We start from the raw sequence: 25900 nt of genomic DNA, 5'->3' as shown, positions 1-25900 counted from the left end.
TAGCATAGATAAAAAATAATGACAAGAGCTTATAAAATCATATACATTGACATGAGCGTATTGCGGGTATATAATGCTTTTTATTATATTTTAGTTAGGAACATATGAACAAGCAAATTTCGGCAGCCCCCAAAACGCTATCTTTTAATTTTTTAAAGCCGTATTTATTTTTATTGCCTATTTATATCCTCATGATAGTTTTTAAGTATTTCCCGTTTGCAATGGCATTTGGAAAGTCTTTTTTTGAGTGGAACGGAACAAATGTGAATTTGTTTATCGGATTTGCAAATTATAAAAAAGCCTTTGCGGATCCTTCGTTGCGTGCAAGTGTAATAAATTGCTTTTGGATGGCCGTATCGAATGTGATTATCGTATTAACGATTCCGCTTTTGGCTGCAGAACTCTTATTTGCTTTAAAATCGGCAAAAGGGCAATATATGATCCGAACGGCGTTTATTTTTCCTATGGTTGTTCCGATTGTCGTAATTATTTTATTATGGAAATGGATACTTGCCGGGGACAACGGGGTTTTTAATACTATTCTTACACGTATAGGCTTGCCGCAATTGACACGTCCCTGGCTCGGCAGTTCAAAAACCGCATTGGGGGCAATTATTGCAATCGGGTTTCCGTGGCTGGGTATTGCCGGTTTGGGCGGATTACAGTTTTTATTGTACTACGGTGCTTTACAGTCAATACCGAAAGCTTTGTTTGAATCGGCACAAATAGACGGTGTAAACACTTGGCGGCGTTTTTTTTATATTGACGTTCCCATGCTTGCCAGTCAAATACGGCTTACCGTTACGCTTGCAATTATCGGTGCCGTACAAGTATTCGATAAAGTGTATATTTTAACAAAGGGCGGTCCGGGCACCGCGACTATTATGCCTTCCGTTGTTTTGTATGAGCAGGGCTTTACTTATAAAAAAATGGGTTATTCTTCCGCAATCGGCGTGTTAATGTTTATTGTGATTTTAGCCTTGACCGTCGTTAATCAGGCGGTAATGAAAAAAACCGAACATATGGATTAGGGAAATTTAAATGTATACGATACTACGCCGGTATTTCAGCAGATTTTTATTAGCTCTTTTATTGCTGCTTACTCTTTTTCCGTTTTATTTATTGGTTATCAATTCTTTTAAAAGTCAAACGGAGATTATAAAAAACCCGTTTAATTTTGCCGCCCGCTGGCAATTTGCAAATTATGCAAAGGCTTTACCCCAAGTAATCAGACCCATGCTGAATTCTTTTTTAGTTACGGTTTTTGTTATTCTCATTACGACGGCAGTTTCAATGCTTGCAAGCTATGCCTTTGTGCGATATAAGAATTTTAGAGGCCGAACCGTTCTTTATTACGGTATAATTGCACTTTTAATGATTCCCGGTTTTGTAATGCTGATTCCGCAGTTTATACAGATAACGCGGCTGCACTTATACGATACCTTCGCCGGATTGATTTTTCCGCCTGCCGCCTATCAAGTGGCTATGGGTACTTTTCTTATCCGTTCTTCGATGGAAAGCATATCTAAAAGTCTTTTTGAAGCCGCATATATAGAGGGTGCAGGCGATATGCAAATTCTTCTAAAAATCGTGTTACCCTTATCCACACCGATACTTTCAACCGTAACGATTATGACCGGTTTGAATGTGTGGAACAATTATATTTGGCCTTTGGTTGCAAGCAGCGGTACGGCCACGCAGCAAATTGCGGTTGCGTTAACTAAACTGGTCGTTTCCGTTACCGACGGAAACGGGGTGCTTTTTGCCGGCTACATTATAGCATCTTTACCGCTGATTATTTTGTTTTGCTTTGCCAGTAAATATTTTGTAGCCGGATTGACACAGGGAGCTGTAAAGGGGTAAGCCCCTTATTAGGAGGTTAATATGAAAAAAAAGACAGCGGCGGTATTGTTAAGCGTCATTGCCTGTACGATACTGTTTGTAGGGTGCAAACAAAGTAAAAAAACTTCGGAAATGAAATTGGTGTTTGCACAGGATCTCGGCGTAAATGAAACGGCAAACAAAATAACCGAAGATATTTTGCAAAAATATAAAGAGGCCACAGGTGTAACTATTGAGTTCAAAAATCACGAAAGCGATTACAGAACGTGGTTGACAACACAGTTTACCGCCGGACAGGGACCTGACGTATACAGCGGTATTTTATATGAAATGTCATCCGATTATGAGGCCGGTTATTTATACAATTTTAAAGATTTATATGAAAAAGAAAGTCCCTATGATCCCGGACGACCTTGGAAGGCAACGCTTCCCGATTCGATTTTGGAGAGAATGTATGTAACTCCTACGGATGTTCCCGGTTATCCTTCTTCGACGGCGGTAGTACGTATATTTTACAATAAAACCCTTTTCGATGCCGCCGGCGCAAAAGTGCCCGCAACATGGGAAGAATTTATCGACAGTTGTAAAAAACTTAAAGCATCCGGCACTATTCCCTTCGCTTTTCCGAATGCATCGAAAAACGACTTATCATGGCTGTGGTTTAATAATTCCGTATGCAGCCAGCTTAACAGTGCGATTTTAAGCAAAGCCGACGTTACGGGTAACGGTTTTGTCGAACTTGCCGAAATTGCAAAAGCTTTTGACGAAGGAATTCTTGACTTTACCGCTCCGCAAATTAAAGAAGCCTTTGTTTTAATGAAAGATTTTTCACAATACTGGTCGTCGGATTATAACGGATTGGAACAAAAGTCCGCCGTCGAAATGTTTATTCGCGGAGAAGCCGCTATGGTACAAGCTTTATCTACCAGTCTTACTTCCATATCGGCAAATGTAGGAAACTCATTTGAATACGGAGTTATGCCCATACCTGTCATTACTTCAGCCACCAGCTCCTATGCAATGGGAAAATCGGTTATCTTGGGCGGACAGCCCGATATTATTTACGGTGTAAATAAAGCCCTTGAAAAAGATCCCGAACGCTTAAAAGCGGCTATCGATTTTGCCCAATACATGTCTTCATCCGCAGTACAGGTTCGCTATGCCGAAGAATTAAACAGAATTCCTTTGTCAACTTCCACAAAACTTCCGGAACGCCTTGCCGGCTTTATTATTATCGAAGAGCCTCTGCGTCTTCCGTACTATACGGGAATAAGCGGCGAACTCAGAGATTTGTTTTGCCGCGGCGGTCAAATGTATTTGGAAGGAGCGTATTCCGTAGATAAATTTGCTCAGTATGTGCAGGAATCCTATGCCGCCGTTTTAAAAAACATAAAAACCGAAAAGGGCTGGAGTAAAGAAAATAACTACGGACTCAAATAACAGCATAAAAAAAATATAAGAGGAACGCCGGGTTTGTCTGAAAAGGTGCGGAATTTTTGAATAAACCTGTTTTTACAAAGCCCGGCCGTTCTTTTTTTAGGTATACGGAACCGGTATTATATGAACGAGCAAAAACCGAATATTATATATATTTTAGCGGATGATATGGGGTACGGAGATGTTTCGGCCTATAATCCCGATTGTCCGTTTTGTACGCCTCATTTGGACAACATGTGTGCAGAAGGAATCCGTTTTACGGATGCACATGCGGCTTCCGCCGTGTGTACGCCTTCCAGATATTCCGTTTTAACCGGCCGGTACAGTTGGCGCTCCGTGCTTAAGTCCTATGTTGTCGGCGGATATTCGGCCCCCATTATCGAAAAAAACAGGACAACAGTGGCGGATTTGCTCAAAGCTCAGGGTTATAAAACCTGTATGATAGGCAAATGGCACCTTGGCATGGATTTTCCGAAAACCCCCGAATTTTTTGAGCGGGAAGATTTTGCCGCATGCGACGGCATAGACTATTGCGGAACGATCAAACAATCGCCGACAGCATACGGATTTGAATATTTTTTCGGTATCAGCGGTTCTTTGGATATGCCTCCCTATGTATATATTGAAAACGACCGGTTTACGGCAATACCGGATACGGTAACGCAAAGCGGCGGAAAAAAATTCTGGCGAAGAGGTCCTACTGCACCCGGCTTTGTTCATGAAAACGTTTTGGATGAACTTACCGATAAAGTGTGTGAAAAAATACGGGAATACAAAGATTCTCCGTTTTTTATTTATTTTCCGCTTCCTGCCCCGCATACTCCCATTTTGCCTGCAAAACAATTTCAAGGTAAATCGGGAACAAACGAATACGGCGATTTTGTACTGCACTGCGACGATGTGGTAGGCCGTGTACAAGCGCAGTTGAAAAAATACGATTTGTCGGAAAACACGATTCTTATTTTTACTTCCGATAACGGTTGTTCGCCTATGGCCGATTATGAAGAATTGGCACAAAAAGGTCATAATCCCAGTTATGTTTTTAGAGGAACAAAGGCCGACATTTATGAGGGAGGTCATCGCGTGCCCTGTATTGTCCGCTGGCCTGCCTGCATACGGGGAAATAGGATTTCCGATGCCCTTGTTTGTTTGTCGGATCTTATGGCAACCATTGCCGATATATTGGGAATTACATTAAAGGATAATGAAGGTGAGGACAGTGTAAGCAATTATGCATTGTGGAAAGAAGAACGTGCCGAAGTGCGGACGGATACGGTTCATCAAAGCATAGACGGTTCTTTATCCTTAAGACAGGGAAGGTGGAAGCTGGAAATGTGTCCCGGATCCGGCGGCTGGTCGTATCCGCAGCCCGGAAAAGAAGATAAAACTTCCCCCAGATTTCAGCTTTATGATTTGCAAAACGATATAGGCGAAAAAATCAATATTATAAAAGAACACCCCGATATTGCCGCCGAATTACGTAAACGTCTTATAGCGTATATTTTAAACGGAAGAAGCACCCCCGGAAAAAAACAAAAAAATAACGGCCGGCACATATGGGATGCAATAACATGGATTGATGAAAGCGATTTGAATCTTTAATCTATGTAATATTTTAAGCGTTTTTTGCCGATTTTACATACATTGACAGGAGTATCGGTTCTCTATAGAATATACGTATGCGAAAATTTGTATGCTTATACTTAAACACCGGCGGGGGACATAAAGCCCCTGCAAATGTATTAAAATATGCTATGGAACAAACTCATCCCGACGCTTCCGTAGAAGTGTTGAACGGAGTTGATTCTAAAAATCATTTTGCACGCTTTGTTTTTGAAACATGTTATCGCTTTGCTTGTAATTATGTGCCGGGTATATGGATATTAACCTATGATTTGGGAATGCATACATGGTTTCAGAAATTTGTCAATATGCTTTTAGCCCCTCATACCGCATGGTATTTAAAGAGGCTTATAAAAAAAGCTCAAGCTACGGATGTCGTATGTTTTCACTTCGGTTTAACCCCTGCTGTCGTAAGCGCCATACGGCGTCTTGGGGGTAAAATCTCTTTAACCGTTATAGTAACCGATCCTTTTAGTTTGCCGCGGGCATGGTTTTATGAAAAAAATGTAAAATATTTTGTTTTTTCCGATATTGCAAAAGAACAGGCGGTAAAGGACTGCGGCGTTCCCGAAAAAAATGTAAGCGTCGTTCCCTTTTTACTTAATCCGAAATTTTTAACGCCGCTTTCAAAAAGCGATGTAATTGAACTTCGCCGCAAACACGGAATACCGGCAGATAAAAAGGTTATACTTTTAGCAGGCGGGGGAGAGGGACTGCCCAATGCGGTTCGTATCGTGCAGCATTTTGTGCGCCGAAAAGTTTCCTTTACGATTTTAGTCGTATGCGGTAAAGATAAGGCGGCAAAAAAAGTGTTGGATATAACGGCGCAATTGTACCCCGGCATAGATTTGCGCCCGATGGGCTTTATTTCGTATATGGATGAAATGGTAAAAGTGTGCGATTGTGCGGTTACAAAGGCCGGAACATCTTCATTAATGGAAGTGCTTGTTTCGCGCAAACCCGTTATTATTTCGTCGTATATACACGGGCAGGAATTGGGCAATATGCAATTTGCCGTTCGCAATAAGGTTGCCCGATATATACGGGATCCTAAAGAAATTTGCGATACGGTATGCCGCCTTTTTGAAGATGACTCCTATTTGAATGCCGTTAAACAAAAACTCGGCTCTTTGCCCTTATCAACCGACATCACGCTTGTTGCGGACAAATTGTATAACCGCGACTTTAGCTGATTCGGCGATGCGGTTTTGAGGAAAAAGTCGGGGCGCGATGCAATGCTTACATTCGTTGCGCCCCTTTTTTTATTGCCGAACATACACCATATAATCGCCGTAACCTTCTTTTTCCATATCCTTATACGGAATAAACCTTAAAGAAGCGCCGTTTATACAATAGCGTAAACCGCCGTCTTTTTTCGGTCCGTCGGGAAAAACATGCCCCAAATGTGTACCGCCCGTTTTTGACAGTACTTCGGTTCGTACCATGCCGTGGCTGGTATCCCTTTCGTAATCGAGGGCCGATGTCGTTATGGGCTTTGTAAAACTCGGCCATCCGCAGAGCGCATCGTATTTGTCGCTTGACGAAAAGAGGGGTTTCCCCGTTACAATATCCACATAGATACCCGGTTCGTCGAATTGGTCGTATTCGCTCGTATAGGGGCGCTCGGTTGCCTTTTTTTGCGTAACCTCGTATTGGATGGCCGTCAGTTTATTTTTTAAAACCGCGTCTGAGGGAACTTTAAAACTTTTTTCATCATAGAGCGGCTTTGACGCCAAATTCAAATCGATGTGACAATAGCCTTGAGGATTTTTTTCCAAGTAATCCTGATGGTATTCTTCGGCTTTTACAAAGTGTGCAAGTTTTTCGGTTTCGACGGCGATCGGCTCCGTATACTTTTTTTGCATAAAGTCGAAAAAAGCTTTAATACGCGGGGCATCCGTTTCGTCGGTATAATAAACGCCCGTGCGGTATTGGCGGCCGACATCGTTCCCCTGTTTATTGACAGAGGTGGGCTCGATGATTCTGAAAAAATGAGCAAGCAATTCTTCCAAACTTATAATTGAAAAATCGTATACGATATGAACCGTTTCGGAGTGGTCGGTTACCGCTATTTGCCGGTAACTTGTTTTATCGGTTTTGCCGTTTGCATATCCCGTTTCGGTAGCTTTAACTCCCGGAAGGCGGCGGAAATATCCTTCGACGCCCCAAAAGCAGCCGCCTGCAAGATATATTTCTCTTGTGTTTTCCGTCATTTTGAACTCCTTGGATGCCGCGGAACCGGTTTGGGCGGACATCTTTGTACAGCTTAACAAAGTCAGTGTGAATAAAACACATGCAATGTTTTTTATAATTTGTAATTGTTTCATATTTGTATTATAACCTTTTTTTGGAAAAAAAACAAGAGAAATTAAAGTGTGTTTAAATATGTTGTAAATATAAAAAAAAATTTACAAAGGTATAAATATCCGGTTTTTATTTTTACATAAAAAAGGCCGCCCGAACCTTTCGGTTTAGGCAGCCCTCGTTTTGGTATCTTAAAAATCGGATTTTAGAATAAAAACCGGTTTTAAGACACTGAGTTTTTCAAAAAAAGTGACTTTTGAAAAATCCTTATTTACCCCTAATAAAGTCGGGCAGGGTTCCCGTTGCGGCATATTGACCGGCAATATAACCGTTTGCACAGCAGTCGGCAACGGCGTTGGATCCTAAGCGGTTGGTACCGTGGATACCGCCGGTGATTTCACCTGCAGCAAAAAGACCGGGAATTACGTTTCCGTAAATATCGCGGACTTCGGTGTTGGGAGTGATGTTCAAACCGCCCATCGTGTGGTGAACGGAAGGCCACTGCGGAATTGCATAGTAGGGGCCGCTTTCGATGGTCATCATAATACCCTTGTCGACGCGCTTACCGAAATCGGGGTCGGCGCCGGCTTTTACGTAACCGTTATGCTTTTTGATGGTTGCAACAAGATTTGCACCGGACATGGATACCTTTTGTCCTTCGTAGGTGCGCTTGTTGATTTCGGCAGCTAAAGCTTCAAGCGTATCGGCTTTGAAAATTCTGTCCGCTTCCATACCGCCTTGAAGTTGGGCCGGGGTTACGAATCCGCCTTTTTTAACGATTTCTTCGTTCATAATACAGAAGGTGGGGAAACCGCCTGAGTTTTTAGCTGCATTCGAACATACGTCGCGGCGCTCGCCTTCGTTTACGTAGCGTTCACCCTTGTAGTCTACATAGACAACGCCGGAGCTGGGGCCGGAAAAGGGGATAACCGCATATGCGTCCAAAACGCCCCCGTTCGGGTTTGCAAACGGATACAGCTGGATGTAGGACATATGAAGCGTTGCCGCACCGATGGCTTGTGCTTGAACAATACCTTCACCGGTTGCACCTACGTGGTTGGTAGTGGGCAATTCTTTTGTCAGCATGGGAACATAGCGGGATCTCATGGGAACATCTCCTGCAAAACCGCCGCTTGCAAGAATAACAGCCTTGGTAGCTTTCATGGTTTTAAAACCGTTTTTGGTTTCAACGCCGATACCCAACACTTTTCCCGAAAGGGGATGTTCGCGGTAAATGGTTACCATTTTGGTATTTGTCATAATGGGAACGCCGGCTTTTTCAACCATTTTCTTTTGAACCTGTACGATGTCGGAACCTTGACCGCTGATGGTTGTGTAGGTTCTGTAACCGTAATGTCCGCCCGGACGGGTTAAGGTTTTACGAACTTGTAAACCGTTGTCCAAAAGCATGTCCAGATAGAAGGGCGAACCGTATACCATGTTTTTTACAAGCGCTTCATCGCCCATATTGTCGCCGCCCTTAAGGGTGTCGGCAATGTGCTTTTCGGCGGTGTCGGGGGGAAGATTCAGCTCTTTTTGGAATTGAGCGGCAATTTTGCTCGTATAAGCGGCATAAACACCGCCGTTAATTTGAGAGTTACCGCCGACAAAGGGCATTTTTTCGATAAGCACAACGTCTTTTGCACCGTTTGTTTTGGCACTGTGTGCCGCTGCAAGACCTGCAAAACCGCCGCCTACGACGATGATTTCGTGGGTTTCGTCCCATTTTTTAGGCGGAGTGCTGCCGTAATTTTTGCTTTCGGCTGCAGCGGCGCCGCTTGCACCGGTTTTAAACTCGGCAGGGTTTCCGCCGGCTTTTTGAATCGCCGCTTCAACCGCACTTAAAATTCCCTTGCTGGTCATCGTAGCGCCGGAAACGGTGTCTACCGAAAGACTTTGCTGTTTGATGATTTCAGCAGGAATCGTATTGATGGCCGCATCGGAGATACCGGGTGTTTCCTTGTGTGCCTTAACGTTTACGGCTTCAATTTTGTTTTTGGCAAGTTTTACTTCAACTACCAAACCTTCGTGCATACCCGTTACCGTTTCGGTGTAAGTACCGGCTTTCATTTCGGTTACGGCGCGGACGGCGGGTTTAGCGCTTTCTTTTTGTCCGCCGCAGGCAATAAAAGAAATACAAAGTACTGCGGCAAACAAAACCGTCAGTACTTTTCTTAAAGAACTCATACTGTGTTCCTCCATAATTTATTCATACCGCATAGGGCGGTATCAGTTAAAGATAAATATTTACATATAGATAAATATTTACACAACTATAACACAAAAAGAGGTTTTTTGTCAAATGGGCTGTCCGCTTTTAAATAAGTGCGGTACAATCGGCAGGAACTATTGCGCCGTGCCATCCGTCGAGTGCCGGGCGCCGAAACCGCGTTTTATGTTTGAAAAAAAAGCGTCTGCCTGTTCGTCGCTTAATTCTGCCGGAGGTTCATGGTACTCGATTAAATTACGGGGAATCTCATCCAAAAACGGAGAAGGTTCGCATTCGACTACTGATTGAAGTTTGCGCCTTTTTTTACAGGCTGAAATAAATAGTTTGTCTTGGGCGCGGGTAATGGCAACATAAAACAAGCGGCGTTCTTCTTCTATACCGCCTTCACCGTCTTCAAGACTGCGTGCGTGGGGAATAAGGCCGTTTTCACAGCCTGCAATAAACACCACAGGGAATTCCAAGCCTTTTGAAGCATGGATGGTCATCAAATTAACTTTCCCCAATAAAGATTCTTCTTCGGCATCGTCGCGCGATAAAAGGGTAATGCGGTTTAGCCAGCTGTATAAGCTTCTGTCCGCATTATCCGGGTTGTTTTCCCATGTTTCGATCGAATTGATAAGGTATTCGATGTTTAAAAATTTATAGCGCGCCGCTTTTTCGTTTTTGGGATATTCGCTTACCAAATAGCTCCAATAATCCAGATTTTCCACAAAGGTGCGTACTTTTTTTGAAAGAGAACCGCCGCCGCTTAAAAGAACGCTTCTTTGGTTTACGATAAAATCATAAAATTCTTCGAGCGCGCCGATACCCCGATCTTTTTCTTTTTTTTCACGGGACGTTTCTTCGCCGAAAAGCGTCGGTTTTTTTTCTTCGGCTGTCCCCGTTTTTTGTTCGGTATTTTGTGCGATAAGATGTTCAATCGCTTCCCATAGAGAACCGCCGGTTCCCGCCGCTGCGTTTAATTTTTCTATCGTTTTACGGCCTATGCCGCGTCTGGGCGTATTGATGATGCGTAAAAGATTTATATCGTCGTAGTGATTCGTGCACACGCGCAGATAACTTATAATATCTTTAATTTCTTTACGTTGAAAAAAACTTGTACCGCCGCTCATCGTATAGGGAATACCGGAGGCTAAAAACGCTTCTTCCAAAGCACGGCTTTGGGTATTTGCACGCATTAAAACGCCGAAATCCCCGTAGTTGCGCCTTTCGCCGCTGCGTAAACCTTGTATACTTTCAACTATAAAATCGGCTTCCGCCGCTTCATTTTCAGGCATATACATTTCTATGGGTTTTCCGCTTCCGTTTCCCGACCACAGTTCTTTATCTTTGCGGTTTGTATTATGCGATATAACGCCGTTTGCGGCTGCCAAAATCGTTTCCGTCGATCGATAATTTTGCTCTAAGCGTATCTCTTCTACATGCGGAAAATCTTTTTCGAACATCCGTATATTTTCGTAGTTTGCTCCGCGCCAACTGTATATCGACTGGTCGTCATCTCCTACAACCGCAATATTCCGATCGGCAATCAAATGCATAAGACTGTATTGTTGAAACGATGTATCCTGGAATTCATCCACCATAATGTATTTATAGCGCTGGCGGTAGCGCTTTAATACCTCCGGATATTCTTTAAAAAGTTTTATAGGCAAAACAATCAAATCGTCAAAATCAACCGCATTGTACAATTTTAAGCCTTTTTGATATTCTTCATACAGGGGACGGTACATATCGTTTGCACTTTGCCAAGTATAGCGGCCGGTTTTTATGTTTGAAAAAAGAGTACCGATTTTATAGGCGTCCAAGGCATCGGCGCTAAAGCCGAGTTCACGGCCGGTTTCTTTTATAAGCTGGGTTTTATCCGTTTCGTCATAAATTGAAAAGTTATCCCGCCAGCCTAAACTGGCTATATCGTTTCGCAAAATACGCACCCCGAAAGCATGAAAGGTGGAAATCGTAAGATTTTGCAGTTTTTTCCCCGTTTGTTTTTTTATGCGCTCAGACATTTCCTTTGCCGCTTTATTTGTAAAAGTGAGCGCCAGTATTTGACTTTGCGGAATCCCCTGTTCAAGCATCCATGCTATGCGGTATGTGATAACCCGTGTTTTACCGCTTCCGGCTCCCGCAATAATTAAAAGAGCGCCTTCGGTTTTTTGCACGGCTTTTAATTGTTCTGCATTTAATTCCCGTTTAAGTTCTTCTATACACATACAAATATATTGTATGTGAAAACGGACTCCTGTGCAATATTTACCCTCAATATTATATGTGTATTTTCCGATATAGTATATGTAGATTTTTTTATTTTTTATAAGGAATTTGCGGAAAAACATGATTAAGTACTTGACTGGAAGGGAGTTAGCGTAGAAAATAGTATGATAGAAGTAACACGTTTGGATGGGAGCTTGTATTGGATAAATCCGCATCAAATTGAATATATGGAACAAAACCCCGATTTAACCTTGGTTATGCTGTCCGGCAAAAAGCTGGTTGTGCGTAATACTGCCGATGATATGCTTCAAAAAATTATTGCATACCGGCAGCGTATCGGGGCATTTAAAAACGAGTTGTAAGGGGAGGGGAAGAATTCTATGGATATAGCAAGTATTATCGGTATTGCAGGCGGTCTGGCTGCTCTTGTATTTTCCGTTCTTTCTTCGGGAGGCGGCATAGGCGGAATTTGGGACCTGCCTTCTCTTATATTCGTTATTATCGGTTCTTTTATTGCAATGTTTCTCAGTTTTCCCATGAATAGGGTTTTGGCAATGTTTAAAATCATTGCAAGAATCTTTAAAGTGCCCGATTTTGGGGGGAAAGCTTTGGTTCAAAATATGGTAGCTTTATCCGAAAAGGCGCGCCGCGAGGGGATTTTAGCTTTGGAAGAGGGCTTGGAAGATTTGGAAGATCCTTTTATGAAATCGGGATTGCGTCTTGTCGTTGACGGTACCGACGGTGCCGTTATACGTACGATTATGGAAAACGAACTCAACCGTATTGAAAGCCGGCATATGGACTGGATAGGAATGGTTATTCACTGGGCGGGATTGGGGCCTTCTTACGGAATGATGGGTACTGTTATCGGTCTTATAGGTATGTTGGGTAAATTGGAAGATAAAAGCTCTATCGGTCCGAATATGGCAGTTGCCTTGGTTACCACGCTTTACGGTTCTCTTTTGGCAAATATGTTTTTATCTCCGATTGCCTCAAAGCTTGCATACCAAAACAGTAGGGAAATTCAAACGCGGGAAATGGTTATAGAAGGTGTGCTTTCAATTCAAGCCGGCGACAATCCGCGTATTTTGGCAATGAAACTGCTTACCTATTTGGATCCGCAAACGCGTAAAGCGATTGAAGCCGATGTATTAAAGGACTAGGCATGGCAAAAGAACGAAAAGAACCGCCTAAACCGTCGAAGGCATGGCTCGAAACCTACGGCGATATGATTACGCTTATGCTTTGCTTTTTCGTTATGCTTTTTAATCCGACTGAAATCGATGAAATTCAGCTTGCCCAGCTTACCGTTGCCCTGCAAGGAGATCCGACCTCAGGCGGTATGTCGCTGGCCGCCGGGCGTCTTGCCGATTTGGGCAATACGGTCAATACACTGCCTGCCTTGGAAAAGGGAAAGGCTTTGGGGCTTGCCGTAAAAAAAGCGGTGAGTCTTTTTGCGCCCGAAAGACACACAAACAGAATAAAGGTTACCGCCGACGAGCGCGGTCTTGTTATAACACTGGCTTCCGACGCCTTTTTTAGAGAAAACAGTGCGGAATTGCTTATAGATGAAACACGGGAAACCTTGTTAAAGCTGGCGCAATTTTTAAGTTTAGACGAATTAAAAGACCGCAAATTCCGAATAGAAGGCCATACCGATTCCATAGCGCCGGATCCGGCTTTATGGCCGAGTAATTGGGAGCTTTCTACGGCGCGGGCTATAAATGTACTGCATTATTTGGCGGATTTCGGTGCCGACGAAAGGCGGTTTTATGTTGCCGGATACGGCAATACCCAGCCCCAATTTGCCGAAGATATGCCCGAAGGAAGGGCATATAATCGCCGCGTGGATATAATTATTCTGGACGAAGGTCATTTTTAATGATACTATGTAAGAGAGGTTAAACTGTTATGGCTGATGACGATTTGAATTTTGAAGATAGCGATTCCGGTGCTGCGTCCGCATCCAAAGGGTCTAAGGGCAGCGGCTTACTGCCGACTATCTTAAAATGGGCGGCAATTGCCGTCGGAGCTATTATTCTCATAGTAACAGTTGTCGTTATTACAATGTCGATTATCAATTCCAATTCTCCGTCTACAACGGCGGTACCCATATCGCAGGAATATGCTCCGAAGCGCGACGTTTACGAATGGTATCAAGCTTTGCCGGATGTACGGGCAAAAACCATAGACCCCTTGCCCGCAAGCGTCATTGTCAATGTTGTACTCGGTTATAAGGTTGACGATAAGGTTGCTTCCAAAGAGATAACCGACCGCAAAGTTGAAATCCAGGATTATCTTCGAAAATATTTTTCGAGTAAAAAAATAATCGAATTGCGTCCTCAAAATGAGGATATGCTGAAACTCGAAATAAAAAACGATATTAACGATATATTAACCTCATCCTCGATACGGGATGTGCGGTTTTTAAAATTTGAAGTGGTTGAGCAGTGATTATTGCAGGGAAAAGGGTGTAGGCAATGAATGAAGTTTTGTCGCAGGATGAGATTGATCAGCTTTTAATGGCTATCAGTTCCGGTGATACCGACACTGAAGAGTTTAAACCGGTCAATGATACCCGAAAAATAAAAATATACGATTTTAAGCGTCCCGATAAATTTTCAAAAGAACAAATCCGTACCGTATCGATTATGCATGAAACCTTTGCGCGTCTTACGACTACGGCTTTGTCGGCTCAACTGCGAAGTATGGCCCACGTTCATGTTGCATCGGTAGATCAGCTTACCTATGAGGAATTTATCCGCTCTATTCCGACGCCTACGACTTTGGCCGTTATCAATATGGACCCTTTAAAGGGAAACGCCATTTTGGAAATAGATCCGGCCATTACCTTTTCGATTATCGACCGCCTGTTCGGAGGACAGGGACATGCGGCTAAGGTGCAGCGCGACCTTACCGATATAGAACAATCCGTAATGGAAGGAATTATCGTGCGTATTTTGGCAAATATGCGCGAAGCGTGGACACAGGTTATCGATTTACGCCCGCGCTTAGGACAAATCGAAACGAATCCCCAGTTTGCCCAAATCGTTCCGCCTTCGGAAATGGTTGTTTTGGTTACCCTCGAAACGAAGATAGGCGAAGAAGAGGGAATGATGAACTTTTGTATTCCCTATATTACGATTGAGCCGATTATTTCCAAGTTGTCTTCGCAATTTTGGTTTTCTTCGGTGCGCAGAAGTTCCACCACCCAGTATTTGGGCGTCTTAAAAGAAAAACTGTCTTCGGTCGATATGGATGTGGTTGCTGAAATAGGCTCGATAGATTTGCCTATCCGCGACGTTTTGACTTTAAAAGTCGGCGATATTGTCCGATTATCAAATATACGGGTAGGCGATCCGCTTACTCTTAATGTCGGTAATAAAAAGAAATTTTATTGTCAGCCCGGTGTAATCGGAAAAAAAATGGCCGTCCAAGTTATCGGAAAAATAGACCAGGCTGAAACCGAAGAATTTGAAGAATTATCAGTGGAAGGAGAAGAAGCATATGAGTGATGGCGCCATTTCTCAAGATGAAATTGATGCTCTGTTGGCGGGTGTAGATATGGGCGGCGGAGGCTCTTCAAGCGGTTCCTTCCCTTCGCCCTCTCTCGATACCTCGATTCTCGCTAATTTTGCTGCCGAAACCGTCGGTACTTTTGCGAATTCTCTTAAAACGATGACCGGTGCCGAATTCAGCGTTCAAAAGCCGGTGGTTGAAGTGTTAAGCCGCGACGATGTTCTTAAGAATTTGCCCGAAATGGTTGTTGCGGTTATGTCCGATTTTTCTGCAGGATTGACCGGCGATCATTTGTTTTTGCTTTCGCCCGATTTGGCAAAAAAAATAACGTCGCTTGTGAATAAAGAAGAAGCCCCCGAATTGGATGAAATGGCTTTGTCGGTAATTTCCGAAGCCATAGCCCAGCAAGTAGGTACGCAAATAACCCATTTAAGTACCAGCGGCAAACTGCCGGGATTGGCGTCGCGGCCTGCAGAGGCTTTGCATGTTCCTAAGGCGATGGTTCGTTTTCCTCAGGATACTTTCCCCGTTTTTTCGTATCCGGTATCCGTTGACGGCACCGAATATACTATTTGGGAAGCTTTTTCGACGGAAGCCGCTTCGGGTATTATCAATGCGCTGAATCCTTCCGTTTCCTCGTCCGCCTCAAGTGCTCCGGGTATGCTTTCTCCGTCCGAGCTGGCCGGCTTGGGCGGTATGAACGCCGGAGGCGCGATGGGAATGCCCGGTATGGATATGGGCGGCACCATGAATATGGGAGGCGGTATGAATATGGGAATGCCGGGAATGAATATCCCGAACGTTCAGTCCGTTCAATATCCTTCGTTACAGCAAACCGTCAGTGCAATGGAGCAGGGCAATATCGGTCTTATCATGGACGTATACATGGAAATGACCGTAGAGCTGGGACGTACAAAAAAACAAATAAAAGAAATTCTCGGTATGGGCGAGGGTACGATTATAGAACTTGATAAACTTGCCGGTGAACCGGTCGATATCCTTGTAAACCATAAACCCATTGCAAAGGGTGAGGTTGTCGTTATCGATGAAAACTTCGGTGTGCGTGTAACCGAAATTCTTTCGCCGATTGAAAGGGTCAGCGATTTGCGATAAAATATATGGGGTGGGGGGAAAATTACGAATATTTTACACAAAACACAACAAGCTGTGTGCTTTTTTCTGTGTATCGCCCTTTGTGCCGCAGTGCCTCTTGCGGCGCAAAATACCGAAAGCGGTCTAAGCGGATCCGACACTACGATTGAAAAAAAACTCGATTCCGAATCGATTAAAAGTTCGGAAAAAGATTTGCCGATAAACCCGCAAGTCCTTTCGGAGCTTTCCGGTGCGGAACGGACAAGCACACTTTGGCTTTTTATTCGCATGATTTTGGTACTTATTCTCGTTATTGCCTGTATTTATGGCCTTGTATTCTTTTTAAAAAAAGGATTGAATCCGCGGGTGCAGGAAAACCCTTTTTTAAAAAAAGCCGTTTCGCTTACTATAGCACCGGGGAAATCCGTTCATGTTTTAACTATGCCGGGAAAAGCGTGGCTTGTCGGCGTCGGCGAATCTTCGGTAAATCTTATCGGGGAAATCACGGATAAAGAGCTTGTAGACCGGTTGATTTTGGAGGCCGAAAAAACGCCTGCCGAAAAACCGAAAGATTTTGCAAGCGTTTTGAACGCTTTTTCCGCTGCGGCAAAGCAAACCGAATCCGTTTTAAAAAAACAGCGCCGGCGGCTCGAAGAGGGGGAGGGGGAATGAACAAAATATACCGGATACTCCTATTGTGTATCGTTTTTTGTACCGCCGCCCCTATGTTTGCACAAACAGAATCAAGATCCGAGTTTCCGCGCGGAAGCGCACAGGGAACGGCACAGTTATCGTTGAATACAAATCCGGTTCAGATTCCCACAATAGACGTACAAATCAGGCGCGCACAAAGCGGCCAAGAAGTTTCTTTTTACGTACAACTTTTGCTTTTGCTGACAATTTTGTCTTTAGCGCCGAGCATTTTACTTCTTGTTACCTGTTTTTTGCGCTTTTCAATTGTTTTGGATTTTATAAAACGCGCACTTTCTTTACAGCAAGTTCCGCCGACATCGGTTTTAAACGGTATTGCCTTTTTTTTAACCCTTTTTGTTATGTGGCCTACATTTACGCAAGTGTATACCAATTCTTTCAAACCCCTGTCTGAAGGGAAAATTCCCATCGAACAGGCTTTTGACGAAGCCGAAGCCCCTTTGCGTATTTTTATGTATAAACAAATGGCAAACAATACCGAGTATATTTCTCTTTTTATGTCTATGGGAAAACTTGAAAAACCCGAAACCTTGGCGGACGTTCCCACCTACGCACTTATTCCGGCCTATATACTGCATGAACTTACCGTTGCATTTCGTATCGGTATATTGCTGTATATTCCCTTTATCGTTATCGATATGGTGGTTGCCAGCATTTTAATGTCCATGGGTATGATTATGCTTCCGCCGGTACAAATTTCAATGCCGTTTAAACTTATTTTATTTATTTTAGTTGACGGCTGGGGACTGCTTACGCAGCAGTTATTTAACTCGATTATTCCTTAAACTTAGGAGGAACATATGTCGTTGGGAATGCTTGTTACATTGCTTCGTGACGGTATTTTTCAAATTTTATTGATGGCCGCTCCCGTGCTGGGTTCCGCTTTGATAGTCGGACTCATTGTAGCGATTTTTCAAGCTACTACATCCATTCAAGAACAAACCTTAACCTTTGTGCCGAAATTGATCGCTATTTTGTCCGTGCTTGCCTTACTCGGCGGTTGGATGTTCGTTTCGATGCGCCAGTACACTTTAAATATTTTTGCGATGATCGGCCAAATAGCGCGTTAGATCGGGAACGGGAAGGGACTGTATGCTGAATGAGATTGTCGCAAAGGCTCCGTTTTTTTTACTCGTTGCATCTCGCTGCATGGCTTTGTTTTTAACTTTACCCTTATTGGCTTCCGGTGCGGTTCCCCGTCCCGCACGTATCGCATTAGCAGGCTATGCGTCTTTTTTGGTGCTTCCCTTTGCCTATGCCGAAGGCTGGAATGTATTACCCTTCAGTTTGGAATACGTATTTATTTTAATCGGGGAAGCTATGCTCGGTGTTATAAGCGGTTTTTATATTTCAATGCTTTTTGCCGCCTTCAGCTCCGCCGGTCAGTTTTTTACCTATCAAATGGGTTTCGGTGCTTCGGAAGTATATGACGCCCTTGCCCAAATCGAAAACCCCTTAATGGGTCAATATCTTAACCTTATAGCCCTTGTGCTTTTTTTACAAACGGGCGGCTTTCAAAAAATTTTTTTAACGGGTATTTTAAACAGCTTTCAAAGCTTAAATGCTTTCAGCATTTTAACCCATCAAAACGATTTTTTGCGCTTTTTGCTTCGGGGGCTTTCCAAACTTTTTTTTGATGCAATGGTTATCGCTTTGCCCATGGTAGGCACTTTGTTTTTAGTTGCCGTGTGTATGGGTATTTTATCCAAAGCCGCCCCGCAGATGAACCTTTTATCGGAAGGATTGCCCATTACCATTTTAGTCGCCTTTTTTATGCTGACGGTTTTATTGCCGTATATGGCCGATTTTTTTATACGTTTGTTTGATGCCGGATTTTTAAATCTTGAACGCTTATTTGCAAACACGGGGCAAAGTATATGAGCACCGATATATACCGCATAGATTTACAGTGGTTTGCCGCCGAAGACGAAGGCAGAACCGAACAGCCTTCCGAGCATAAATTACGAAAAGCGCGTGAAGAAGGCCGCGTAGCAAAAAGTCAAGAATTAAACGGTGCTTTGGTTATGCTTTTGCCCGTTTTAACCCTTATTATCCTTGCCCCCTGGCTTTTTAAACAAAGCGTTGAAATAATTCATTTTTATTTTACACGCTGTACGGAAGCGCAGCTGAATGCGCTGCTTGTACGGGCTTTTTTTTACTATTTTATTAAAATGGTTTTTCCCATTGCCTTAACCGCCCTTATTGCAGGGGTTGCGGCAAATTTAATTCAAAACAGAGGATTTATTTTTTCGCTCAAACCGATTGAGCCTAAATTTTCAAAAGTTTTGCCGCATTTCGGCGAGTATTTTCGTAAAACATTGTTTTCGTTTGAAGGCGCATTTAATGTATTTAAATCGCTTTTAAAAGTTGCCGTTATTTTTTTTGCAGCCTACATAACCATAAAAAACGATTTGCCTTCTTTACTTTCTTTATTAAATGTAAATTTATGGCAGGGTATAACTCATATAGCCTTTATGTGTGCAAAAATTTTGGTTATTGCGGCGGTTATTTTTTTGTCGATTGCAATTCCCGACTATTTAGTGCAGCGTTGGCAGTTTATCGAATCGATGAAAATGACCAAACAAGAAGTTAAAGAAGAATTTAAAACGATGGAAGGAGATCCGCTTGTAAAAAGCCGTCTGCGCCAATTTATCCGCGAGCTTATGCAGGCAAACGTACGCGACAATGTTGCAAAGGCCGATGTGGTTATTACAAACCCGACCCATTTTGCTATTGCAATATTATATGATAAAGATATTATGCAGGGTCCTATGATAACCGCCAAGGGGCAGGATTTGCTTGCACAGCGCATAAAAGAAATAGCCCGTGAAAACGATGTACCCATGGTTGAAAATCGCCCGCTTGCGCGTGCCCTCTATGCGGAAGCCGAAGTCGGTGATATAATACCCGATACATACTATGAAGTTCTTGCACTAATACTTGCAAAAGTATATGCTATAAGCGGGAAAACCGTCTAGGGAGGGGGAATGTCAGAAAAGAAAAATACCGATATTGCAATGGCTGTTGCCGTTGTAGCGGTTGTTTTTATGCTTATTATCCCCATGCCGACCGTAATTTTGGACGTATTGATGGCGGTTAACCTTTTACTTGCGCTGCTTATTTTATTAATCGTCATGTATACGCCGCGCGCCATCGATTTTTCGTTTTTTCCGACTATGCTGCTTATTTCGACAGTGTACAGTCTTGCTTTGAACGTATCTTCGACACGGCTTATATTGACTCAGGGAGCAAAGTTCGACGGCCAGCTTATAACCGCTTTCGGTACCTTTGTCGTCGGACGCGGCGGCACCGAAGGTCTTGTTATCGGCTTGGTTATTTTTATTATTTTGATAGCGGTTCAAGCCCTTGTTATTACAAAGGGTGCTACCCGTATTGCCGAAGTTGCCGCCCGTTTTACCCTTGACGCTATGCCGATGAAACAGGCCGCCGTCGAATCCGAGTACAATCAAGGCGCCATAACCGAAGATGAAGCCCGAATAAAAAAAATGGAAATACAAAGCGAATCTTATTTTTACGGGTCGATGGACGGTGCGACTAAATTCGTATCGGGAAACGTAAAAGTCGGTATTTTTATAACGGTTATAAACCTTATTGTCGGTATTATTTTCGGAATGGTATTCAGAAGCGAACCTTTTAACTTAGCTATACAAACCTATGCTAAATTTACCATCGGCGACGGTTTGCTTTCACAAATTCCGGCTTTATTTATTTCGGTTGCAACCGGCATTATCGTAACCCGATCGGCATCAGACGGTAAAACATCAATGGGCGATGATATGCGCCGTCAGTTTACGCAAAATGCGTGGGTGTATTATATTTCAGGCGTTACGATGGGGCTTATCGGATTTTTACCGGGCTTTCCCTGGTATGTTCTTATTCCGATGGGAGCGGCCCTGTGCTATATCGGACGCAGATTGCAGTTAAAACAAGCGAGTGCATTTGCGGCAAAACTGGCAAAAGAAACCGAGCGCCGCCAAACCCAAGGCGGTTCGGTTGCCGATATCAGTCCCGTAGTTCCCTTGGATCCGCTTTCATTGGAATTGGGCTTCGGTCTTATCCCGCTGGTAGATAAAGAAAAAGGAGCGGAATTGCTGGAACGTATTACGAGAATTCGGCGTGAAGGCGCACTCGATATGGGCCTTGTAGTTCCCCCCATTCGTATTATCGATAATATGCAATTAAGTCCGAACGAATATTGCTTTAAAATAAAGGGAGCCGCAGTCGGTTCCAGTCAAATACGGATGGGCTGGTATATGTGTATGAATACCGGTTCGGTAACCGAAGAAATACAGGGCGAACCGACGACGGATCCCGCATTCGGACTGCCCGCCATATGGCTTGCCGAAGCCGACCGCGAACGTGCCGAGCGCGCCGGTTATGCCGTTGTAGATCCTCCGACAATAATCGCAACCCATCTTACCGAGTTGATAAAAACACATGCGGCCGAAATTTTGGGACGCCAGGAAATACAATCCATTGTCGATACGCTGAAAAAAGAATATCCTGCCGTAGTTGAAGAAGTTACAAAACTCTTTAACATGGGAGAAATTCAAAAAGTACTGCAAGGACTTTTGCGCGAACAGGTGTCCATACGGAATATGGTTGCGATTTTTGAAACTATGGCGGATTTCGGTCCGGTGACTAAAAAAACGGATATTTTGGTCGAAAAAGTGCGCCAAGCTTTATCGCGGCAAATTTGCCTTCAATATTCGGACGACAACCGCGTTATGCATGTTCTTACAATCGCTCCCGATTTTTTACAAAAATTGGTTTCAAGCCGTGTAGATACGGTAAACGGGCCTATCGCCGCATTGGAACCTGCCGAACAGCATGAGTGGATATCGGCATTGAGTACAGCCGTTGCTTCGGCTCAAGGCGGAGGCTTTATGCCGGTTGTTTTATGTCCGGAAGAAGCGCGCATTTTGGTAAAAGTCAGTACGGAAAGAGAATTGCCGAATTTGGTTGTGCTTTCGGTGCCCGAAATCGTAAACGATATAAAACTTGAAAATTTAGGAGAAATTAAAGTTGGCGGTTAGCAGTGCTTCAGAAGTACCCGTGATAATGCGCGGAGAATCGTACGAAGATTGTGTCGAAAAGATTCGTAAGATTTACGGCAGAGATTATTATATCATAAAAAAAGAAGAAGTTGCCCCCGAAGGTTTATTCGGTTTTTTGAAAAGAAAGCAGTATGCGGTAACCTATGCGGTAATTCCTCCGTCCGTGCAAAGAACCGCATCTTCTTCGGCGGCGGTTTCTTCCGCAATGGATTTTGCCGAAGAAAAGCGTAAAATTCTTGAAGCAAATAAAAATTTTTCAAATCCGCAAATGAAGTTGGTTTTAGATGAAATACGCTCTTTGCGCCGCGATCTTGATGAAAAAACGGCTGCCGTACAAAATGATGAACATCCGACCATCGTGCGTTTGGAAGAATTGCTGCGAAAAAACGAATTTACTCCGACCTATATCAAGAATATAAGCGATAAAATCCGAAAAGAATATTCGCTTGATGATTTAAATGATTTTGATACTGTGCAAAAAACCGTAGTCGATTGGATAGGACAAAGTATCCGCATCGCCGATACCGTATATCTTTCTTCGCCGCAAGTTATTGTGTTGGTCGGACCGACCGGAGTCGGCAAAACAACTTCCGTTGCAAAACTCGCCGCGCGGTACATTGTCGATCGGGGAACCGTAGATGCGACGGTACAGCGTGTGCGCATTATTACGACCGACAGTTACCGGATCGGGGGCAAAGAACAGCTCGAAACTTACGGCGGCGTTATGCATATACCCGTTTCGATGGCCGAATCGACGGATGATATGCAAAAACTTTTAAAACTGTATTCAAAGGATGTGGATGTTATTCTTGTCGATACGACAGGCCACAGCCCCAAAGATTATGAAGGATTGGCAAAAATGCGCAAAGTTTTGGATTTTAAAGGTATTCAAACTCAAGTGTTTTTAACCGTTTCCGCATCGACAAAGGTCAGTGATTTGCGTATCATTATGCAGCAATATGAAATCTTCGGTTATGATGCGCTTATCGTTACAAAAATGGATGAAACCGATTGTATCGGCAGCATTATCAGTATTGTCGATGAAAAAAATAAAGCTTTGGCTTATTTTACTACCGGACAGCGTGTACCTCGCGATATTGAAAAAGCAAATCCTGTAAGAATGCTTATCCAGTTGTCCGATTTTAAAATAGATCGGGAACACATCGATCGAAAATTTTCATCACAAAGTTTAGGATAAAAGTATGGAAGATCAAGCGTCCGAATTACGGGCAATGATGCAGCGCCGCTTGGAAAAAGGAGCTGCGTATCAAAATGAAAGGATTGTCAACGGGAATAAAACCCGTATTATTGCCGTTACAAGCGGTAAGGGCGGGGTAGGAAAATCCAATATCGCCGTAAATATGGCGATTGCCTATGCTCAAAACGGCAAACGGGTTATTCTTATTGACGGCGATTTGGGCATGGCAAACGTAAACGTCCTTTTAGGCATATCGCCGAAAGCAAACTTGTTGGACGTTATAAACAACCGCCGCCGTATGAGTGAAATTATAACGGACACCGAATTCGGCTTTCAATTTATTCCCGGAGCAAACGGGTTTTCCCGTATCGCCAATTTAAGCAATGCCGAAATGGATTTTTTTGCATCCGAATTCACTACCTTATCGAGTGCCGATATCATTATTATAGATACGGGCGCAGGAATTGCACAAAACGTATTGGGATTGCTGGCCGCCGCCGACGAAGTTTATGTGGTTACGACTCCCGAACCCACATCGATTACCGATGCATACGGTATTATCAAAATTATTGCGACGGAAATGCTCGATAACAGGCCTAATTTAAAGCTTTTGGTAAACCGTACGCATTCGGCTTCCGAAGGCAAAAGAGTCGCCGAGCGCATTATTACAATTGTAGGGCAGTTTTTAAACTACCAAATCGATTATTTGGGTTTTATATACGACGACCCTGCCGTTTCTTCTTCGGTATTGCGCCAAAAGCCGTTTTTAATCGCGCAGCCGAATGCAAAATGTTCCGTGTGTATAAAACATATTGTAGGCCGTATAGAAAAAACGAAGCTGGATACGGAAGAAGGCTTTGCCCGCTTTTTTAGAAAAATGCGGAGAAAATGGTAGCGTCGGCAGGGTGCGTTTAAAAGCCGCTTTAGTTTAAAACAAGCCCTTGACCTTAGCGCATTTTTGTCATAATCTAGTATTGGAGGGGATAGTGTTTAACCTTAAAACCGCAATAATCGGCGCGGCTGCAGGTTTTACCGTGTCTTTTATCGCAGGGATAATCGGACGTGTGGACTTTTTGATTGTTCTTTTGCGTGCAGTGTTGTCGGCTGTTTTTTCCGGAGTACTCATCAGCGCCGTCCGTTTTTTATACGTGCGTTTTTTAGCTGAGGCGCAGACGGAACCTTCGGCGGCCAGCGGATTTAAAGCGTCGGCGGCAGGCAGTGTCGTAGATATATCTCTTGACGATACGGAATTACCCGATACGGATACGGCGCCCGATTTTATTGTGGAAAACGATGCGAGAGTCCTGTATAAAACGGCGGACGGAGAAGCGCACGATGATCACGAAAAAAAAGCGGTTGAAGACGGCTTTGTTCCTTCCCCTTTGGGCAAACCCCTCGATACCGAAACTAGGGCTGAACATTCCGACGAGAGTTTTTCGGACGAGGATACGGAAAAAGAAATTGAGGATGTCGAAGACGCCGAAATTCTTAAAACCGATGAAACGGTTGAGTCGGCTGAAAGTTCCGAACAGGGGAATACGCAAACCGATGAGCATACGCTATCGGAAGAAAACGCCGGTTTTACCGACATATCTTCCGATAGTGCGGAAGAAGCCGGCGATACCGTTTTGGATACGTTGCCCGATTTGGACGGTTTTACGCCGCAAGAATATTATGCGGATACGGATGATGAACAGGCGGTATCGCTTAGTGCCCAATCGAGTACGGGCGGCTTGCGGGCGGGGCAAAACGAAATAAACGTTGATTTGAGCGATTCAAAAAATATAGCCGCCGCAATACGGACGGCTTTGCAAAAAGAGTCGTAAACTATACGGTTTTGACACAAATAAAGGGTGTGGAATATGGCGATTTCGCTTTTTGAGCAAAAAACAGAAGAAGAGCTTTGGGTTGAATTTAAAAAAACCAAATCAATTCAACTGCGTGACGCTTTTATCAGGCAGTACATGCCGCTGGTAAAATATGTTGCGGGTAAGGTTGCCGTCGGTATGCCCGGAAATGTTGAATTCGACGATTTGGTCGGCTTCGGTCAATTCGGCTTGCTCGATGCGATAAATAAATTCGATCCCGATAAAAACGTAAAATTTAAAACCTATGCCGTAACACGTATTCGGGGGGCGATTTTCGACGAATTGCGGCAAATGGATTGGGTGCCCCGTTCCATACGGCAAAAATCACGCGAAATTGAAGATACCATCGTCGAATTGGAATCTAAATTGGGGCGCACGGCCACCGATGAAGAAATCGCCTCCGCTATGAATATGAGCCTTGCCGATTTTCATCATACTGTTTTAAAAGTATCCGCTACCAGTATTTTATCCTTAAACGATGTGTGGTATTCCGGAGAAGATTCCGACAGAATGTCCATAGGCGACAGTATTGAATCCCCCTCCAGTTTAAATCCCGACGTTATAGTCGAGCGTGAAGAAATAAAGCGGGTTATTACCGAGGCAATAAACGAATTGCCTGAAAAAGAAAAAATGGTTCTTGTTTTGTATTATCACGAGGATCTTACTTTTAAAGAAATCGGACAAGTTTTACAAGTCAGTGAATCGCGCATATCGCAGCTGCATGCCAGTGCAAATACACGCTTGCGCGCGAAATTGACGAATATCCGAAAGGGGATTATGTAAAAAC

At 43.6% G+C, this 25900-nt stretch carries 24 protein-coding genes; 21 read left to right on the top strand and 3 right to left on the bottom strand.

Annotated elements, in window-relative coordinates:
- Nucleotides 1-104 precede the first annotated feature (104 nt).
- From H0R92_RS01235 to H0R92_RS01215, 5 genes are all read left to right on the top strand, one after another.
- Nucleotides 105-1031, top strand: a complete 927-nt coding sequence (locus H0R92_RS01235) for a carbohydrate ABC transporter permease (RefSeq protein ID WP_432960337.1) — start codon at nt 105-107, stop codon at nt 1029-1031.
- A 10-nt stretch (nt 1032-1041) separates the two neighbouring features.
- On the top strand, nt 1042-1863 hold the full coding sequence (locus H0R92_RS01230) for a carbohydrate ABC transporter permease (RefSeq protein ID WP_432960335.1): 822 nt from the start codon (nt 1042-1044) through the stop codon (nt 1861-1863).
- A 21-nt stretch (nt 1864-1884) separates the two neighbouring features.
- On the top strand, nt 1885-3282 hold the full coding sequence (locus H0R92_RS01225) for an ABC transporter substrate-binding protein (protein WP_432960333.1): 1398 nt from the start codon (nt 1885-1887) through the stop codon (nt 3280-3282).
- Nucleotides 3283-3402: 120 nt separating this feature from the next.
- Nucleotides 3403-4881 (top strand): sulfatase family protein, encoded by a 1479-nt coding sequence (locus H0R92_RS01220; RefSeq protein ID WP_432960331.1) that lies wholly within the window; start codon nt 3403-3405, stop codon nt 4879-4881.
- 77 nt (nt 4882-4958) lie between these two features.
- Nucleotides 4959-6095 carry an MGDG synthase family glycosyltransferase gene (locus tag H0R92_RS01215; RefSeq protein WP_432960329.1) on the top strand — a complete coding sequence of 379 codons (1137 nt, stop codon included), beginning with the start codon at nt 4959-4961 and terminating at the stop codon, nt 6093-6095.
- A 69-nt stretch (nt 6096-6164) separates the two neighbouring features.
- Here H0R92_RS01215 and msrB read toward each other — a convergent pair whose 3' ends face one another.
- From msrB to H0R92_RS01200, 3 genes are all read right to left on the bottom strand, one after another.
- The gene (gene msrB, locus H0R92_RS01210; protein ID WP_432960327.1) at nt 6165-7229 is read right to left on the bottom strand and encodes a peptide-methionine (R)-S-oxide reductase MsrB; all 1065 of its coding nucleotides are present in this window, start codon (nt 7227-7229) and stop codon (nt 6165-6167) included.
- 244 nt (nt 7230-7473) lie between these two features.
- Nucleotides 7474-9393, bottom strand: a complete 1920-nt coding sequence (locus H0R92_RS01205) for a flavocytochrome c (RefSeq protein WP_432960325.1) — start codon at nt 9391-9393, stop codon at nt 7474-7476.
- Between the two features lie 159 nt (nt 9394-9552).
- Nucleotides 9553-11640 (bottom strand): ATP-dependent helicase, encoded by a 2088-nt coding sequence (locus H0R92_RS01200; RefSeq protein WP_432961167.1) that lies wholly within the window; start codon nt 11638-11640, stop codon nt 9553-9555.
- A 171-nt stretch (nt 11641-11811) separates the two neighbouring features.
- Here H0R92_RS01200 and H0R92_RS01195 point away from each other — a divergent pair, with 171 nt between their 5' ends.
- The 16 genes from H0R92_RS01195 to whiG all read left to right on the top strand — a co-directional run bounded on the left by H0R92_RS01195 (nt 11812) and on the right by whiG (nt 25896).
- A complete protein-coding gene (locus H0R92_RS01195) occupies nt 11812-12009 on the top strand; it encodes a flagellar FlbD family protein (protein WP_432960323.1) in 198 nt (65 codons plus the stop codon).
- Between the two features lie 18 nt (nt 12010-12027).
- Complete coding sequence (locus tag H0R92_RS01190; RefSeq protein ID WP_432960321.1) at nt 12028-12810, top strand: motility protein A; 783 nt, start codon at nt 12028-12030, stop codon at nt 12808-12810.
- A gap of 2 nt (nt 12811-12812) precedes the next feature.
- Entirely contained in the window at nt 12813-13529 is a 717-nt protein-coding gene (gene motB / locus H0R92_RS01185) for a flagellar motor protein MotB (RefSeq protein WP_432960319.1), read from the top strand.
- Nucleotides 13530-13558: 29 nt separating this feature from the next.
- Nucleotides 13559-14101 (top strand): flagellar basal body-associated FliL family protein, encoded by a 543-nt coding sequence (locus H0R92_RS01180; RefSeq protein WP_432960317.1) that lies wholly within the window; start codon nt 13559-13561, stop codon nt 14099-14101.
- A 26-nt stretch (nt 14102-14127) separates the two neighbouring features.
- On the top strand, nt 14128-15162 hold the full coding sequence (gene fliM, locus H0R92_RS01175; protein ID WP_432960315.1) for a flagellar motor switch protein FliM: 1035 nt from the start codon (nt 14128-14130) through the stop codon (nt 15160-15162).
- Entirely contained in the window at nt 15155-16279 is a 1125-nt protein-coding gene (gene fliN / locus H0R92_RS01170; RefSeq protein WP_432960313.1) for a flagellar motor switch protein FliN, read from the top strand. Before fliM ends, fliN begins: the two co-directional genes overlap by 8 nt.
- Before the next feature lie 54 nt (nt 16280-16333).
- Nucleotides 16334-16930 (top strand): FliO/MopB family protein, encoded by a 597-nt coding sequence (locus tag H0R92_RS01165; protein WP_432960311.1) that lies wholly within the window; start codon nt 16334-16336, stop codon nt 16928-16930.
- Nucleotides 16927-17754, top strand: a complete 828-nt coding sequence (fliP, locus tag H0R92_RS01160; protein WP_432960309.1) for a flagellar type III secretion system pore protein FliP — start codon at nt 16927-16929, stop codon at nt 17752-17754. Before H0R92_RS01165 ends, fliP begins: the two co-directional genes overlap by 4 nt.
- A 15-nt stretch (nt 17755-17769) precedes the next feature.
- Nucleotides 17770-18039, top strand: a complete 270-nt coding sequence (gene fliQ, locus H0R92_RS01155; RefSeq protein ID WP_432960307.1) for a flagellar biosynthesis protein FliQ — start codon at nt 17770-17772, stop codon at nt 18037-18039.
- 22 nt (nt 18040-18061) lie between these two features.
- Nucleotides 18062-18850 carry a flagellar biosynthetic protein FliR gene (gene fliR, locus H0R92_RS01150; protein WP_432960305.1) on the top strand — a complete coding sequence of 263 codons (789 nt, stop codon included), beginning with the start codon at nt 18062-18064 and terminating at the stop codon, nt 18848-18850.
- Nucleotides 18847-19947 carry a flagellar biosynthesis protein FlhB gene (gene flhB / locus H0R92_RS01145; protein WP_432960303.1) on the top strand — a complete coding sequence of 367 codons (1101 nt, stop codon included), beginning with the start codon at nt 18847-18849 and terminating at the stop codon, nt 19945-19947. Before fliR ends, flhB begins: the two co-directional genes overlap by 4 nt.
- Nucleotides 19948-19956: 9 nt before the next feature.
- Nucleotides 19957-22026 carry a flagellar biosynthesis protein FlhA gene (gene flhA, locus H0R92_RS01140; protein WP_432960301.1) on the top strand — a complete coding sequence of 690 codons (2070 nt, stop codon included), beginning with the start codon at nt 19957-19959 and terminating at the stop codon, nt 22024-22026.
- Nucleotides 22016-23245 carry a flagellar biosynthesis protein FlhF gene (flhF, locus tag H0R92_RS01135; protein ID WP_432960299.1) on the top strand — a complete coding sequence of 410 codons (1230 nt, stop codon included), beginning with the start codon at nt 22016-22018 and terminating at the stop codon, nt 23243-23245. The genes flhA and flhF overlap by 11 nt, the downstream gene beginning before the upstream one ends.
- A gap of 4 nt (nt 23246-23249) precedes the next feature.
- Complete coding sequence (locus H0R92_RS01130) at nt 23250-24140, top strand: MinD/ParA family protein (protein ID WP_432960297.1); 891 nt, start codon at nt 23250-23252, stop codon at nt 24138-24140.
- A gap of 91 nt (nt 24141-24231) precedes the next feature.
- Complete coding sequence (locus tag H0R92_RS01125) at nt 24232-25071, top strand: hypothetical protein (RefSeq protein ID WP_432960295.1); 840 nt, start codon at nt 24232-24234, stop codon at nt 25069-25071.
- A 36-nt stretch (nt 25072-25107) separates the two neighbouring features.
- Nucleotides 25108-25896: an RNA polymerase sigma factor WhiG gene (gene whiG / locus H0R92_RS01120; RefSeq protein ID WP_432960293.1), complete on the top strand. Its 789-nt coding sequence runs from the start codon at nt 25108-25110 to the stop codon at nt 25894-25896.
- The last annotated feature ends 4 nt before the right edge of the window (nt 25897-25900 follow it).

The sequence above is a fragment of the Treponema sp. OMZ 840 genome (assembly GCF_050937815.1).
Taxonomy (GTDB): Bacteria; Spirochaetota; Spirochaetia; order Treponematales; family Treponemataceae; genus Treponema_C.
The sequence above is the reverse complement of the archived record's forward strand: the minus strand, read 5'-3'. Positions and strand labels throughout refer to the sequence as shown.

Coding starts and splice junctions, on each gene's coding strand:
- H0R92_RS01235 (WP_432960337.1), top strand. CDS start 105: ATGAACAAGCAAATTTCGGCAGCCCCCAAAACGCTATCTTTTAATTTT.
- H0R92_RS01230 (WP_432960335.1), top strand. CDS start 1,042: ATGTATACGATACTACGCCGGTATTTCAGCAGATTTTTATTAGCTCTT.
- H0R92_RS01225 (WP_432960333.1), top strand. CDS start 1,885: ATGAAAAAAAAGACAGCGGCGGTATTGTTAAGCGTCATTGCCTGTACG.
- H0R92_RS01220 (WP_432960331.1), top strand. CDS start 3,403: ATGAACGAGCAAAAACCGAATATTATATATATTTTAGCGGATGATATG.
- H0R92_RS01215 (WP_432960329.1), top strand. CDS start 4,959: ATGCGAAAATTTGTATGCTTATACTTAAACACCGGCGGGGGACATAAA.
- msrB (WP_432960327.1), bottom strand. CDS start 7,229: ATGAAACAATTACAAATTATAAAAAACATTGCATGTGTTTTATTCACA.
- H0R92_RS01205 (WP_432960325.1), bottom strand. CDS start 9,393: ATGAGTTCTTTAAGAAAAGTACTGACGGTTTTGTTTGCCGCAGTACTT.
- H0R92_RS01195 (WP_432960323.1), top strand. CDS start 11,812: ATGATAGAAGTAACACGTTTGGATGGGAGCTTGTATTGGATAAATCCG.
- H0R92_RS01190 (WP_432960321.1), top strand. CDS start 12,028: ATGGATATAGCAAGTATTATCGGTATTGCAGGCGGTCTGGCTGCTCTT.
- motB (WP_432960319.1), top strand. CDS start 12,813: ATGGCAAAAGAACGAAAAGAACCGCCTAAACCGTCGAAGGCATGGCTC.
- H0R92_RS01180 (WP_432960317.1), top strand. CDS start 13,559: ATGGCTGATGACGATTTGAATTTTGAAGATAGCGATTCCGGTGCTGCG.
- fliM (WP_432960315.1), top strand. CDS start 14,128: ATGAATGAAGTTTTGTCGCAGGATGAGATTGATCAGCTTTTAATGGCT.
- fliN (WP_432960313.1), top strand. CDS start 15,155: ATGAGTGATGGCGCCATTTCTCAAGATGAAATTGATGCTCTGTTGGCG.
- fliP (WP_432960309.1), top strand. CDS start 16,927: ATGAACAAAATATACCGGATACTCCTATTGTGTATCGTTTTTTGTACC.
- fliQ (WP_432960307.1), top strand. CDS start 17,770: ATGTCGTTGGGAATGCTTGTTACATTGCTTCGTGACGGTATTTTTCAA.
- fliR (WP_432960305.1), top strand. CDS start 18,062: ATGCTGAATGAGATTGTCGCAAAGGCTCCGTTTTTTTTACTCGTTGCA.
- flhB (WP_432960303.1), top strand. CDS start 18,847: ATGAGCACCGATATATACCGCATAGATTTACAGTGGTTTGCCGCCGAA.
- flhA (WP_432960301.1), top strand. CDS start 19,957: ATGTCAGAAAAGAAAAATACCGATATTGCAATGGCTGTTGCCGTTGTA.
- H0R92_RS01130 (WP_432960297.1), top strand. CDS start 23,250: ATGGAAGATCAAGCGTCCGAATTACGGGCAATGATGCAGCGCCGCTTG.
- whiG (WP_432960293.1), top strand. CDS start 25,108: ATGGCGATTTCGCTTTTTGAGCAAAAAACAGAAGAAGAGCTTTGGGTT.